9 protein-coding genes are annotated in these 13263 nt (G+C 63.9%); 6 read left to right on the plus strand and 3 right to left on the minus strand.

The genetic code is table 11. The annotated features are described in order from the left end of the window. Positions 1-3: 3 nt before the first annotated feature. Together GBB14_RS05340 and GBB14_RS05345 are read left to right on the plus strand one after the other, a co-directional pair. On the plus strand, positions 4-1449 hold the full coding sequence (locus tag GBB14_RS05340) for a Na+/H+ antiporter family protein (RefSeq protein ID WP_151529335.1): 1446 nt from the start codon (positions 4-6) through the stop codon (positions 1447-1449). A 359-nt stretch (positions 1450-1808) separates the two neighbouring features. Then, positions 1809-3245: an AI-2E family transporter gene (locus tag GBB14_RS05345; protein WP_151529336.1), complete on the plus strand. Its 1437-nt coding sequence runs from the start codon at positions 1809-1811 to the stop codon at positions 3243-3245. A 136-nt stretch (positions 3246-3381) separates the two neighbouring features. Here the strand turns inward: GBB14_RS05345 and GBB14_RS05350 are convergent, their stop codons facing one another. Beyond that, complete coding sequence (locus tag GBB14_RS05350; RefSeq protein ID WP_151529337.1) at positions 3382-3966, minus strand: nucleosidase; 585 nt, start codon at positions 3964-3966, stop codon at positions 3382-3384. Between the two features lie 73 nt (positions 3967-4039). Next, positions 4040-5182, minus strand: coding sequence for an alpha-amylase family glycosyl hydrolase (locus tag GBB14_RS05355; RefSeq protein WP_151529338.1), 1143 nt, complete (start codon positions 5180-5182; stop codon positions 4040-4042). A gap of 178 nt (positions 5183-5360) precedes the next feature. On the opposite strand from GBB14_RS05355, the gene GBB14_RS05360 reads away from it, so the two are divergent. From GBB14_RS05360 to GBB14_RS05375, 4 genes are all read left to right on the plus strand, one after another. Then, positions 5361-8360, plus strand: a complete 3000-nt coding sequence (locus tag GBB14_RS05360) for a (Fe-S)-binding protein (protein WP_151529339.1) — start codon at positions 5361-5363, stop codon at positions 8358-8360. A gap of 27 nt (positions 8361-8387) precedes the next feature. Beyond that, the gene (locus GBB14_RS05365; protein WP_151529340.1) at positions 8388-8972 is read left to right on the plus strand and encodes an alpha/beta hydrolase; all 585 of its coding nucleotides are present in this window, start codon (positions 8388-8390) and stop codon (positions 8970-8972) included. A gap of 105 nt (positions 8973-9077) precedes the next feature. Beyond that, positions 9078-10346, plus strand: a complete 1269-nt coding sequence (locus GBB14_RS05370) for a pyridoxal phosphate-dependent aminotransferase (RefSeq protein ID WP_151529341.1) — start codon at positions 9078-9080, stop codon at positions 10344-10346. Between the two features lie 176 nt (positions 10347-10522). After that, the gene (locus GBB14_RS05375) at positions 10523-11875 is read left to right on the plus strand and encodes a YibE/F family protein (protein WP_151529342.1); all 1353 of its coding nucleotides are present in this window, start codon (positions 10523-10525) and stop codon (positions 11873-11875) included. Positions 11876-11915: 40 nt separating this feature from the next. Here the strand turns inward: GBB14_RS05375 and GBB14_RS05380 are convergent, their stop codons facing one another. Next, positions 11916-13253 carry a UDP-glucose/GDP-mannose dehydrogenase family protein gene (locus tag GBB14_RS05380; RefSeq protein WP_192796180.1) on the minus strand — a complete coding sequence of 446 codons (1338 nt, stop codon included), beginning with the start codon at positions 13251-13253 and terminating at the stop codon, positions 11916-11918. Between the last annotated feature and the right edge of the window lie 10 nt (positions 13254-13263).

The raw sequence follows: 13263 nt of genomic DNA on the forward strand, positions 1-13263 counted from the left end.
CGCGTGAATGCAGTATTAGTTGCGGTCATCGTCATGCTGGTCTTGGCCGTCAGCCGCGTCCATGTCGTGCTTGCCCTCTTCATCGGCGCTCTCGTCGGTGGACTGATTGGTGGTCTGGGAGTCGATGGCACCATGCTCGCCTTCCAGGACGGCTTGGCGGGCGGTGCCAGTATCGCGCTCAGCTATGCGCTGCTCGGCGCCTTCGCCATGGCCATCGCCAGCACCGGTCTGCCCAAGATGTTGGCGGACTGGATCATCACGAAAATGGATCGCTCGGCCGGCGAGGCCTCTGAGCGGGCAGAAACCACCACCAAGTGGGCGCTGATCCTCGGTATCTTCGCCATGGCGGTGATGTCACAGAACCTCATCCCGGTGCACATCGCCTTTATTCCGCTACTCATCCCGCCGCTGCTCACCGTGTTCAACCGCATCGGCTTGGACCGTCGCGCGGTGGCGACCACGCTGACCTTCGGCCTCGTCACCACCTACATGTTCCTGCCGGTGGGCTTCGGCAATATCTTCCTCAATGACATCCTGCTGGGCAATATTCAAGACGCCGGCATGGACACCTCGGGGATCAACATCATGCAAGCCATGGGCATCCCGGCGCTCGGCATGCTCATCGGTCTGCTCATCGCCCTCTTTATCAGCTACCGCGGCCGCCGCCACTATGAGGATCTGCCGGTTCTTGGCGAGGACACCTCCCGCCCCGCAGAAACCCGCACCCAGCCCTCCACCCCGGCCACCGGCTCCACGGCGGCACCCGCCGTCACTGAGGTGGAGGTGGAATCCGCCACCACCCCGCGGGCCAGCACCTATCAGATCATCGTGGCCCTCATCGCCATCGTGGCCACCTTCGCCATCCAGGTGGTCATGCAGGCCATGGGCGCCGAATCCAACTCCCTGCTGGTCGGCGCCTTGGTGGGCCTGTCCATCATCCTCATCACCGGCGCGGTGAAGTGGAATGAGGCCGATGATGTCTTTACCGATGGCATGAAGATGATGGCCATCATCGGCTTCATCATGATCTCCGCCCAGGGCTTTGCCGCGGTGATGAAGGAAACCGGGCACGTGACCACCCTGGTGGAAGACGCCACCAATGCCTTCGGCAGCAACCAGGGCGTGGCCGCGATCGTCATGCTGGCCGTGGGCCTGGTGGTCACCATGGGTATCGGCTCCTCCTTCTCTACCCTGCCGATCATCGCCACCATCTACGTTCCGCTGTGCATGGAGCTGGGCTTCTCCCCGCTGGCCACGGTGGCCATCATCGGCACCGCCGGTGCACTGGGTGATGCCGGCTCGCCTGCCTCGGACTCCACCCTTGGTCCCACGGCCGGTTTGAACGCCGATGGCCAGCACGATCACATCCGCGACTCGGTGATCCCCACCTTCTTGCACTTCAACCTGCCGCTCATGGCCGCAGGCTGGATCGCAGCCATGGTCCTCTAGTCTGGGCTCTCGCCTCGACCATTCGGCCCCGCCATCACCTGCCACCTACTCGGGACAGGCTATGGCGGGGCGCGTGCTATCGCCACAACGCTCCTCAGCGCTCGACGGCGCTCCACAGCGTGCCGCCGGCCCCGCCCACGAGGGCGCGCACCCTAACTCGTACTGCTCGCTCCATTTAGCGTTGTGCTGGACTAGTCCATAGAATGTGTCTTACGCTGCTCCCATTCCCAGCACATGGAACGCCCTGTGATTACTCTGAGCAGCCTTTTATTCCCTTAACGCGATATCCGCGCTCGGTTGTCTAGCGCGCGTGAACGACCTTTATGTCCGATGTCGCGTCCCACTGCGAAAGAGATGGAATGAACGATAAGCCCTACGATGGCCTCGACGAGGCCACCGACACCTTCCACGATGTGGATCATCGCCCGCGCCACGCGGCCACTCAAGCAGAGGCGGCGCAGTCCGGCCACTCTGGCTCCACGGCCACAGAGCGCGCCAGCGATACTTCGGCGGCTAATCCCGGCCCCGCACCGCTGAGCGAGGGCGGCGAGGAATCCAGCGACGAGGTTGATCGCGGCGCGATTCTCGGCTCAGATGGCCGCTGGCTGGCCGGATGGGCCCTGCGCTTCGTCATTCTTGTGATTGCCGCCACCCTGCTGTGGTTCGGTCTGGCCAAAATCTGGGTCGGTTTGCTCCCGATTCTCTTGGCTATCCTCCTCTGCACGGTGCTGTGGCCGCCGGTGCGCTGGCTTCGCAGCAAAAAGGTTCCCGCTGGGCTGTCCGCGTTGCTGGTGATTCTGGGCTTCTTTGCGGTCTTCGGTGGGGTTATTGCTGCCATCGCCCCGAGCATTACGTCGCAAAGCCAAGTGCTGTGGAAAGAGGCACGCCGCGGCGCAGATCAACTCATCGACTGGGTCCAGGGCCCGCCGCTGAATCTGCGGCTGGAGCAATTCGATGGGCTGATGGACCAGGTGACCTCGCGGCTGCAGCAGCAGTCCAGCCAGATCACCTCGGGCGTGTTCAGCGGTTTGTCTGCCGCCTCCTCCATCGCAGTCACTTTCGTGGTGATGCTCGTGCTCACCTTCTTCTTCCTCAAGGACGGCACCGGTTTCCTGCCCTTCGTGCGCCGCTATGCCGGGCACAACGCCGGCTGGCACTTGAGCGAGGTGCTCACCCGCACCTGGAATACCCTCGCGGGCTTCATCCGCGCCCAGGCCATCGTGTCGCTGGTGGATGCCGTGCTCATCGGCGCCGGCCTGCTCATTCTGCAGGTACCGCTGGCCTTGGCCTTGGCCACCATCACCTTCTTCGCCGGCTTCATCCCCATCGTGGGTGCGATCTCTGCCGGCACGATCGCGGTGCTGATTGCGCTGGTGTCCAATGGTGTGGGCACGGCCATTGCCGTGCTGGCGCTGATCCTCATCGTGCAGCAGCTGGAGGGCAATGTGCTCTCCCCGATCCTGCAGTCCAAGGCCATGAACCTGCACCCCGTGATCGTGCTGCTGTCGGTGACCGTGGGCTCTACCCTCTTCGGCATCATTGGCGCCTTCTTGGCCGTGCCGGTGGCAGCGACCATCGCGGTCTGGCTGCGCTATCACTCTGATCTGGTGGCGCTGCGCGCCGGCGAGATCACCGCCGACGATATCGAGATCGCCACCGCCAAGGGCGATCAATCATCGGAAGGCCTGCAAAGCTTCGAGACCATCCGGCAGAAGATGCTGGCCTTGGGCACCCGCAAGGAAAACTCCTTGCAGTCCACCAAGGAGGCAAAGAAGAGCCAGGACGACGAGGACTAACCTCCTCGCTACACAGCACCGCCGGAAACGTACTCTCCGGCGGTGCTTTTTCGTGCGCCACCGCGCAGGTGTCCTGCAAGCAGGACGCCTCGCGCTTGGGCTAGGTCACTGGGGCCTAGCCTGCTGGCCGCAGCTTTTAGAGATAATCCCCCACCACGGCGGCGATCTCCTTGGCGCTGTGATCGACCACGTCGAACCATGTGGTGGCGGCGTTCTCGTCTGCAGAGTCGCTGACCTGCTTGAGCAGGGTGATTGGAATATCGAAGAAGCGCGCGACCTCCACGAAGGCGACGCCCTCCATATCGACCAGCTCGGCATAGTGGCCCAGCCGGGCGCGCGTCTCGGAGTCGCGAATAAAGCTATCGCCGGTGGCCAGCCCCGCTGCGGGCAGCGGGCCGACCTTCTTCAGCTCATAGGGCTCGCCCCAGCCGCGGCCGGTGGCGTCTTCAAAGACATCGCGGTCGAGATCATGCTTGAACACGGTGGCGATCTCGAATACGCCAGAGACGCCGTCCTTGAGGCCACCCGCGGTGCCGATATTGATGATGCGCGAGGGGCTGCGCCCTTCGGCGCGGGCCTCGGCGAGCAGGGCGGTGAGCTTGATTGCGGCGGCGAGGGTGCCGATGCCGGTGACCAGTACCGGCACATCCTCGGGCAGATAAGCGGCCTCCTCTTTCGTTGCGGAAACAATGAGGGGCCGGGACTCTACGATGTGCGTCATAGAGTTGGATTCTAGCAAGAACCGCGATCAGCACCGCGGGATTCTTCCCTGCCGCGGCCGTACCCCACCATCCCTAGAGCCCCACGGATTCGCCGTCGATCTCTGCCCGCGGCGGGTCCAGCTCCACGCGCACGTTCATGCTGTTGTTCTCATCAAATACCCGATAGGCGAGCACCGCGTTGTCGATATCGGTGATCTCTACCTGGGCGTCCTTGATCCAGGGCTGGGCTTGTCGACGCCGTCCTAGCTGCTCATGCAGCGCATACATCCACTTCCCGATCTCGTGTAGCTCCTCCGGGGAGCCGGGGACGGTGGGCCGCACGGCATCGTCGCCGCCAACTCGCTCCTCTTTCACCCCGGTAAAGCCCTGTTCATCGCCATAGTAGATGGCGGGGATACCCGGCAGGGTGTAGAGCAACACAGCGGCGATAGCGGCACCGTGCTCCCCCACCTGGCTGGCGATGCGGGTGGTGTCGTGATTGCCCACGAAGGTCATCGGTGTGAAGGTGAGCTCGGCGTTGCGTTTCAGCGTCCACTCCAGCTCGTAGAAGTTCCGATCCTTGATGGAGCTCCAGATGGCTTTCCACAGCTCGTATTGAGTGATCGAGTCCAGATGTGCCTTGGCCACATAGTCGTTGTAGTCGCCGTGAATCATCTCGCCCACGAACCACGCGTGCGGGAAACGCTCGCGCACCTGGGTGGTGACGCGGGCAAAGAACTCCGGATCGGTGGCATACACGGCGTCGAGGCGCCACCCAGAGATGCCGCGCTCGAGCCAGTGGCACATCACATCCACCACATAGTCCTCCACCTCGGGGGAAGAGTGGTCCAGCTCCAGCAGATCGCCGTGTCCTTCAAAGTCGCCGCCGCTGACATGCCCCGCGGTGGCCAACTCGTGGCTTTCAGCGACGTGGTTAAACACCCCGTCGAGCACCAGCTCAAGGTTCTTCTCGCGGCACACCTTCACCAGGTGATCGAAGTCCTCATCCGTGCCGAGGCGGGTATCGATCTTTCGATGGTCGATGGTGTCATAGCCGTGGGTGGTGGATTCGAAGATCGGGTTCAGCAGAATGGTGTCCGCGCCGATCGCGGCGGCATAGTCCAGCCAATTACAGATATGGCGCAGCCGCGGGGTGGTCTCGCGCTCTCCCTCGCTGGGGCGCACGGGGGCGCCGGTGAAGCCGAGTGGATAAATCTGCCAAATAATGTTGGGCATCGTTTTTTCTCTGGATCCTTCGCTAGTGACATCGCTGTCGTGGTGTTTCCTCCCCTCCAGCTTAGTGAGTTCTCGCGCCGAGTCTGGGCGTATCGCTTAGGCAGTGCTGACAACCGCATGGCGGCGTCCTAAAGCTAAAATGCGAGGGACTACTGCCGAAGCTGAACGGGAAACAACCATGACTACCCTTTTGGGGATTGCGGGCGTCGTGCTGTCATTGCCCGCATGGGCGGTATTTCTGCACGGGTGCTGGCGCATTGTCCGCTTCGTCTCCCGGGGCACGCCCACCACTACCCGCACCGATCGCCCCTTTAGCCGTGCCTTCCAGGTGCTGCGCAAGGTGTTCGGGCACGGCGAAATGATGCCCAAACCCGCAGTGGCGATTGCCCACTGGCTGGTGATGGTGGGGTTCTTATTTGGTGTGGTGGTCTGGTTTGAGGCCTATATCCAAACCTTTAATCCCGCCGGCGGCTGGCCGTGGCTGCATGAGCTGCGCGTCTACCGGCTGCTCGAGGAAGTCCTCGGGCTGGGTACGGTCGTGGGCATCCTCTTTCTGTTCATCACTCGCCTACGCGTGGGCCGCGCGAACCGCGTCGATCGTTTCTATGGCTCCAACGCCACCGCCGCGCATTTCGTGGAGGCAGTGGTCTTCCTCGAAGGCCTCGGTATTCTGCTGGTCAAGGCCGGCGCCATTGCCACCTATGGCGGTTATTCCCCGTGGACAGACTGGGTAACCGGTCCCCTATCCCAGCTGCTGCCGGCCGCACCGCTCATGGTCAGCGGTTTCGCCCTATTCAAGCTGCTCACCGGCATGACGTGGCTGATCGTGGTGGGACGCAACCTGCATTGGGGCGTGTCCTGGCACCGCATTCTCGCATTCTTCAATCTTTTCTTTAGCCGCAACTACGACGGCAGTCCCTCCCTTGGTGCGCTCAGCCCCCTGATGGATGGCCCGCGCCCTCTCCGGCTCGCCGATCTCGAGCAGAGCGAACCTGCCAGCCTCGGCACCGGCACCGTCGGCGATGCCTCATGGAAGATGCTGCTCGATTCGGCCACCTGCACCGAATGCGGCCGCTGCCAAGCGGCGTGTCCCGCGTGGAACACCGAGAAGCCCCTTTCGCCGAAGCTACTCATGATGTCGCTTCGCGACGCCGCCCTCCACGCCGATCTCACTCCAGAGGACAGCCACGACGGCGTGGATGTGCTGAAGCTCGTCGGCGCCAACCAGGCCGTGACTGAGGATGTGCTGTGGTCGTGCACCAACTGTGGCGCCTGCGTTGAGCAGTGCCCCGTGGATATTGAGCACATCGACCACGTGGCCAACTTGCGCCGCTACCAGGTGCTCGAGGAGTCCGCCTTCCCCTCCGAGCTGACGGGGCTGTTTAAGAACCTGGAGAACAAGGGCAACCCGTGGGGGCGCAATTCCCGCGATCGTCGTGCGTGGATTGAGCGCGCCCGCAAGGACGGTATCGAGGTGCCGATCTTTGGCGAGGATGTCGCCGATTTTTCCGACACCGAATATCTGCTGTGGGTGGGCTGCGCCGGCTCCCTCGACGAGGACGGTGTGGCAACCTCGCGCGCCATCGTGGAGCTGCTGCATACGGCCGGGGTGAAGTTCGCGGTGCTCGCCCAGGACGAAACCTGCACGGGCGACCCGGCGCGCCGCGCCGGCAATGAGCTGCTCTTCCAGACCCTCGCCGAGCAGAATGTGAGCACTCTCAACCAAGTATTTGATGGTGTGCCGCCGCGGCAGCGCAAGATCATCACCAGCTGCGCCCACTGCTTTAACACGCTGCGCAATGAATACCCGGACTTCGACGGCCACTATGACGTGTTCCACCACACCCAGCTGCTCAACCGCTTGGTGCGCGAGAAGCTGATCACCCCGGTGCCCCGCGGCCCGGAGAACCGTCGCCCCCTCACCTACCACGACCCCTGCTTTTTGGGGCGCCATAATAAGGTATTTGATCCGCCGCGTGAGCTGCTCGCATCCACCGGCATGGAGCTGCGGGAGATGCCGCGCAACCGCGACGATGGCTTCTGCTGCGGCGCCGGTGGCGCCCGCATGTTCATGGAAGAAAACATCGGCCAACGCATCAGTGATAACCGCGCAGCCGAGGCCGTGGCTACCGGCGCCGAGACCATCGCCGTGGGCTGCCCCTTCTGTAACACCATGCTGGGTGCCGGGGTGAAAGCCACCGCCAACAAGCAGGGCAACGCCCCCGTGATTAAGGATGTCGCCCAGCTGATGCGCGATTCCATCACCATCGACGGCGCGCTGCCGCCCGCTCGCCCCAAGGCGTTCCTCGAGCGGCCCACCCGTGTGGCCGCACCGCGGTCTGCCACGAAGAACGCACCTCTTCCCGGCCCAGAATCCCACGCCGCCGAGGATGCGGGGCAGACTCCGGCTACCCCGACGCCTGCCGCGCCGACCCCGGCAGCACCGAAGGCTGCAACTCCGCCGGCGGCACGGCCCGCCGCGCCCACGCCAGCGACGCCGAAGGCAGCAGCGCCCAAGCCGGCTACTCCGCAAGCAGCTGTGCCCACGCCGGCCACCCCGAAACCGGCGACCCCGAAGGCAGCAGTACCAACGCCGGCCACGCCAAAAGCAGCCGTGCCCAAGGCAGCAACCCCAGCAACACCACAGTCGGCAACCCCCAAGCCGGCGGTGCCTCAACCGGCGACGCCGAAGGAAGCAGTACCAACGCCCGCAGTTCCGAAACCCGCGACACCGGCACCTGCAACCCCGAAGGCAGCAACTCCGCAACCTGCCGTGCCCCAACCGGCGACGCCGAAAGCAGCAGCGCCAGCACCAGCCGCCCCAAAGGCCGCAACTCCTCAGCCTGCCGTACCCAAGGCAGTTACTCCCCCAGCGGCAGCACCCACGCCGGCGGTGCCGAAACCTGCAACGCCGACGCCAGCCACCCCGAAACCGGCCGCCCCAACGCCGGCCACACCGAACGCCGCAGCGCCCAAGGCAGCAACCCCCAAGCCGGCAACGCCAAAGGCCGCAACCCCCAAGCCAGCAACCCCGCAACCAGCTGTCCCGCAGCCGGCGGTGCCCGCGCCTACCGCTCCCCCACCCGCCGTGCCACAACCGGTGACGGGCCGGGATGCGGGCAGTGATACGTCGACAAGCGCACAGCACGACGACTCCGAGGACGGCACGGAGACATAGCCGCGGCGGCTGGGTACAGTCGTTGCTATGTCGCTCGAAACTGCCCAGCCGGTAGCCCCTATCCGCTCTGTCTACGCCCTCCACGGTTTCCACAGTTCGCCACAGAAGCGTTTGTTTCAGTGGCTGAAGCTGGAGGGGATCATGCGCGGCGCCGTGCTGGATGCGGTGGCTTTTCCCTCCCCCGATGCGCCCGTGCCGAGCCAGTGGCAGGATGTGCTCGACCGGCAGCTGCCGGAACTCGATACCTCGATGGGGCTGGTGACGCACTCTCTCGGCGGGATCACGGCGCTGCGCTATCTCACGCGCGACACCTCTGAGTGGTCGCTCGGGACGTTGGTGCTGGTTGCCCCCTTTGCCCGCCCCTATGAGGGCACACCTGCGGAGATCCGTGCCTTCTGCGAGGAGGTGGAGTGGGAGAAAATTCGTGAACGGGTCGCCTCTATCGCGGTGATTCGCTCCGATAATGACTCCCTCGTGCCGGCCACCGCCAGCGATGAGGTGGCCGCCCATCTGGCCGTGGAACCCACCATCGTCGCAGGTACCGGCCATTTCCGTGATAGTGAGAACGTGGTTCAGGTGCCCGAGATCCGCGACGCCGTGTTCCGCTCCTAGCTCCCAAGCGCTTATCGACGCCACCCTCTGTGACCATCGGCGATTCTGCCCCACAGATTCCCCACAGCACTTTCCTGCGCCGGAGGCCAGTGGCATGATGGAACAATGAGCAATGACACCCATCAGCCCCGCGACGAGCGTCGCCCCGACGTGAAGCGCCGCGAGTTCGACCAGTCCGAGAAACTCAAAGACGTCCTATACGAGATTCGCGGTCCGGTGGCAGCGGAGGCCGAGCGCCTCGAGATGGATGGTCACCGCATCCTGAAGCTGAACACCGGCAACCCCGCTGTGTTCGGTTTCGAAGCCCCGGACGTGATCATGCGCGACATGATTGCCGCACTGCCGAGCGCCCAAGGCTATTCCACCTCCAAGGGAGTGATCCCGGCGCGCCGCGCAATCGTGACGCGCTATGAGATGATCCACGGTTTCCCCGAGTTCGATGTCGACGATGTCTACTTGGGCAATGGTGTTTCCGAGCTGATCACCATGACCACCCAGGCGCTGTTGAATGATGGCGACGAGGTGCTCATCCCCTCCCCGGATTACCCCCTGTGGACGGCCGCCACCTCCCTCGCCGGCGGCACCCCGGTGCACTATCTGTGCGATGAGGAAAACGAGTGGCAGCCGTCGATCGAGGATATCGAGTCCAAGATCACGGAAAAGACCAAAGCGATCGTGGTGATCAACCCGAATAACCCCACGGGCGCGGTGTACTCCCGTGAGGTACTGAATAAGATCGCCGACATCGCCCGCGAGCACCAGCTGCTGGTGCTGGCCGATGAGATCTACGACCGCATTCTCTACGACGACGCCCAGCACATCTCCATCGCCTCCTTGTGCCCCGATCTGCTGTGCATCACCTACAACGGCCTGTCCAAGGCCTATCGCGTGGCCGGCTATCGCGCCGGCTGGATGGTGCTGACCGGCCCGAAGGATCACGCCGAGGGCTTCATCGAGGGCCTCGACCTGTTGGCGGGAACGCGCCTGTGCCCGAATGTGCCCGCCCAGCACGCCATCCAGGTGGCGTTGGGCGGACGGCAGTCCATCTACTCCCTCACCGCGGAGGGCGGCCGGCTGCTGCGCCAGCGCAATGTGGCCTATGAGAAGCTCAACGAGATCCCCGGTATCTCCGTGGTCAAGCCCATGGGTGCGCTGTACGCGTTTCCGAAGATCGATCGCAATGTCTACGACATTCACGATGACACCAAGTTGATGCTGGATCTGCTGCGCAAGGAGAAGATCCTGATGGTGCAGGGCACCGGCTTTAACTGGCCGGAGCCCGATCACTTCCGCGTGGTCACCCTCCCCTGGCCCAGCGGCCTGGAGGAAGCGATCGACCGCCTCGGCAATTTCCTCGCCAGCTATAAGCAATAACGTCCGCGGCGGCCGCCTATCGCAGCGGTCGCCTCGCGCCCCGTCCACTCCGCCGCGCGCGGGATGGGCGGGGTTGCTGCTGTCGGTGATTGTTCACCGGGGGCGGCCCCACCGCTGCGGCGCTGCACTGCTGCGGGGGTTATTTCCTGCACAGCAGGAAGGTAGTCTTTTCAACTATGGGCAGACACTCGCGGCATTCGGAATCCAAGCGACCAGCCAGCAGTGCCGGTAGCGCGGCGCAGTTCAGCATGGCGCAGAAGATCCTCGCTGGGGCTTTGGCGCTGACTGCACTATTGACGGTGATCGGCACCGTGCTGCTCTGGCCCTCCGCTGAGAAGCCGAGCATCGCTGAAGGGTTCAGCCTCTCCGTCCCGCTCGCGCACAAGCAGGTCGATGGCACCGTCGCCGTGGTCCAAGAGGGGGCCTGTGATGCGCCCGGCTCGGGGCAGGTGTTTGAAACTGCCCCCGCGGCCGCTCCGGCTGCTCCGGCAGCGCCAACGCCACCGCCCGCACCCAATGGCCCCACCGCGCCTGGGGCGCCGAGTCGTGATTCCGCCCGCCCCGTCGAGCCGAACCACACCTGTACCCACTCAATCGTGGATCTCACCTCCGGCGATGACGCCGGGATGCGCACCTTGCTGATCACCAACAATCTGCCTGGCGATCCGGAGCTGCAGGTGGGCGATCAGATTCGCCTGCTGGTTAATGACACCCCCAATGGCGGCACCCAGTATGCGTTCTCCGATTTTCAACGCGGGACCCCGATCCTCGTCTGGACGCTTCTGACCGCTCTCGGCTTTGTGGTTATCGGCGGCTGGCGCGGCATGCGGGCGCTGGTGGGGCTGAGCGTGAGCTTGGTGGTCATCGCCGTGTTCTTGCTGCCCAGCTTGCTGCACGGCGGCGATCCGCTGTGGCTATCGGTGGTCACCGGAGCGCTCGTATTGTTCATCGTGATCTACCTGGTACACGGCTTGAACTGGAAGTCCTCGGCCGCCTTGGGCGGCACCCTCACCGCCTTGCTCATAGCAGCGCTGTTGGGCCGCTATGCGATTAGTACCACCGGTATTCGTGGTTTGGGTGATGAGGACAATCTGCTGATTCAGCTCTACCTGCCCGATGTGACGGTGCCGGGGTTGATGTTGTGCGGCTTCATCATCGGCGCATTGGGTGTGCTCAATGACGTGACCATTGCCCAAGCCTCCACGGTGAACGAGCTCTATGAGCTCAATCCGCGCAACACTCCATGGCAGGTATTCACCTCCGCCATGCGGGTGGGGCGCGATCACATCGCTTCGATGGTGTACACCTTGGTGCTGTCCTATACTGGCGCGGCGCTGCCGCTACTGCTGTTGCTCTCCGTGGCGGATCGCCCGCTGAGCAACACTCTCACCTCGGACATTATGTCCACCGAGCTCATGCGCTCTGCCGTGGGTGCCCTCGCCCTCTGCCTGGCGGTGCCGATTACCACCGGCATTGCGGCCTTGACTGTGGGGCCGCACCGCGAGGATGAGCAGCGCCGGCGCGACTAGGACGCTATCGCCGAGGGTGGCGCGACTGCCTAGCTCCTCTTCATACCGATCCCGGCTCCAAGCTGGGGCGCCCCAGCGCATGCACGCTCCACCCTGCCGCAGCCCACGCCTGCCGATCCATCACATTGCGGCCATCGACCAGCCGAGGGGTGCGCACCAACACTGCCGCCTCACGCGGATCGAGCTCCATAAACTCCGGCCACTCAGTCGCCACCACCACGCAATCGGCACCCGCCAGCGCCTCGCGCGCATCGCGTGAATAGTGCAACGTGGGAAAGACTGCGCGGGCATTATCCATGGCTTGAGGGTCATAGACGCTGACTTCCGCCCCGCCCAGCGACAACGCACCCGCCACGGCGAGGGAAGGAGAATCGCGCACATCATCGCTATGGGGTTTAAAGGCGCAGCCGAGCACCCCGATATTCTGCCCGATCAGCGATCCGCCACATGCCCGCTTGACTACCTGCACCAAGTGATCGCGGCGCCGCATGTTGATGGCATCGACCTCGCGCAAAAAGGTGAGCGCCTCATTGGCGCCGAGCTCGCCGGCGCGAGCCATGAAAGCGCGAATATCCTTCGGCAGGCAGCCGCCGCCAAAGCCCAACCCGGCGTTCAAAAAGCGCCGGCCAATGCGGTTATCGTAGCCCAGCGCATCGGCCACATCGGTGATGTCCGCGCCCGCAACCTCACACACTTCAGAGACGGCGTTGATAAAGGAAATCTTGGTAGCCAGGAAAGCATTCGCCGCCACCTTCACCAATTCCGCCGTCGCCAGATCCGTCACAATCAACGGGGTGCCCGCCTCGAGGGCTTGGGCATAGATGTTCTCCACCACGGCGCGAGCCGAGGAATCAGGGCGCGCCATACCGAGCACGATGCGATCCGGGGTGATGGTGTCGTGCACCGCATAGCCTTCTCGCAAAAACTCTGGATTCCAGCACACCTCCACGCGGGCGCGGTCTCCGGCGAGATCATCCGCCATTTTTTGCAAGCGCGCCGCCGTGCCCACTGGCACAGTTGATTTCCCGATCACCACATGCTCGCCCTCGAGATGCGGCACCAGCTCACGCAGCACCCCCTCCACCGCTGAGGTATCGGCGGCAAAGGAGCCCTTGGCCTGTGGGGTGCCTACTGCGATGAAATGAACATTCGCCTGGGCCGCCGCGCTCATGTCGGTGGAAAAGCAGAGCCGGTCCTTGTCGATGGCGCGGCGCAGAATAGCGCCGAGCCCCGGCTCATAAAAAGGTGCTCGCCCCGCCGATAGCGCCGCGATCTTGTCTTCATCAATGTCCACGCCCACCACAGAAAAGCCAAGCTCTGCCATGCATGCCGCGTGCGTTGCCCCGAGATACCCGGTGCCCAGTACTGAAATGTTCATGAGTGTTATT

The sequence above is a fragment of the Corynebacterium sp. 51B genome (genome assembly GCF_008930785.1).
Classification (GTDB): domain Bacteria; phylum Actinomycetota; class Actinomycetes; order Mycobacteriales; family Mycobacteriaceae; genus Corynebacterium; species Corynebacterium megadyptis.

Bases quoted from the DNA above. Each gene is read 5' to 3' on its own strand.
- GBB14_RS05345 (WP_151529336.1), top strand. From the start codon at position 1,809: ATGAACGATAAGCCCTACGATGGCCTCGACGAGGCCACCGACACCTTC.
- GBB14_RS05350 (WP_151529337.1), bottom strand. From the start codon at position 3,966: ATGACGCACATCGTAGAGTCCCGGCCCCTCATTGTTTCCGCAACGAAA.
- GBB14_RS05355 (WP_151529338.1), bottom strand. From the start codon at position 5,182: ATGCCCAACATTATTTGGCAGATTTATCCACTCGGCTTCACCGGCGCC.
- GBB14_RS05360 (WP_151529339.1), top strand. From the start codon at position 5,361: ATGACTACCCTTTTGGGGATTGCGGGCGTCGTGCTGTCATTGCCCGCA.
- GBB14_RS05365 (WP_151529340.1), top strand. From the start codon at position 8,388: ATGTCGCTCGAAACTGCCCAGCCGGTAGCCCCTATCCGCTCTGTCTAC.
- GBB14_RS05370 (WP_151529341.1), top strand. From the start codon at position 9,078: ATGAGCAATGACACCCATCAGCCCCGCGACGAGCGTCGCCCCGACGTG.
- GBB14_RS05375 (WP_151529342.1), top strand. From the start codon at position 10,523: ATGGGCAGACACTCGCGGCATTCGGAATCCAAGCGACCAGCCAGCAGT.
- GBB14_RS05380 (WP_192796180.1), bottom strand. From the start codon at position 13,253: ATGAACATTTCAGTACTGGGCACCGGGTATCTCGGGGCAACGCACGCG.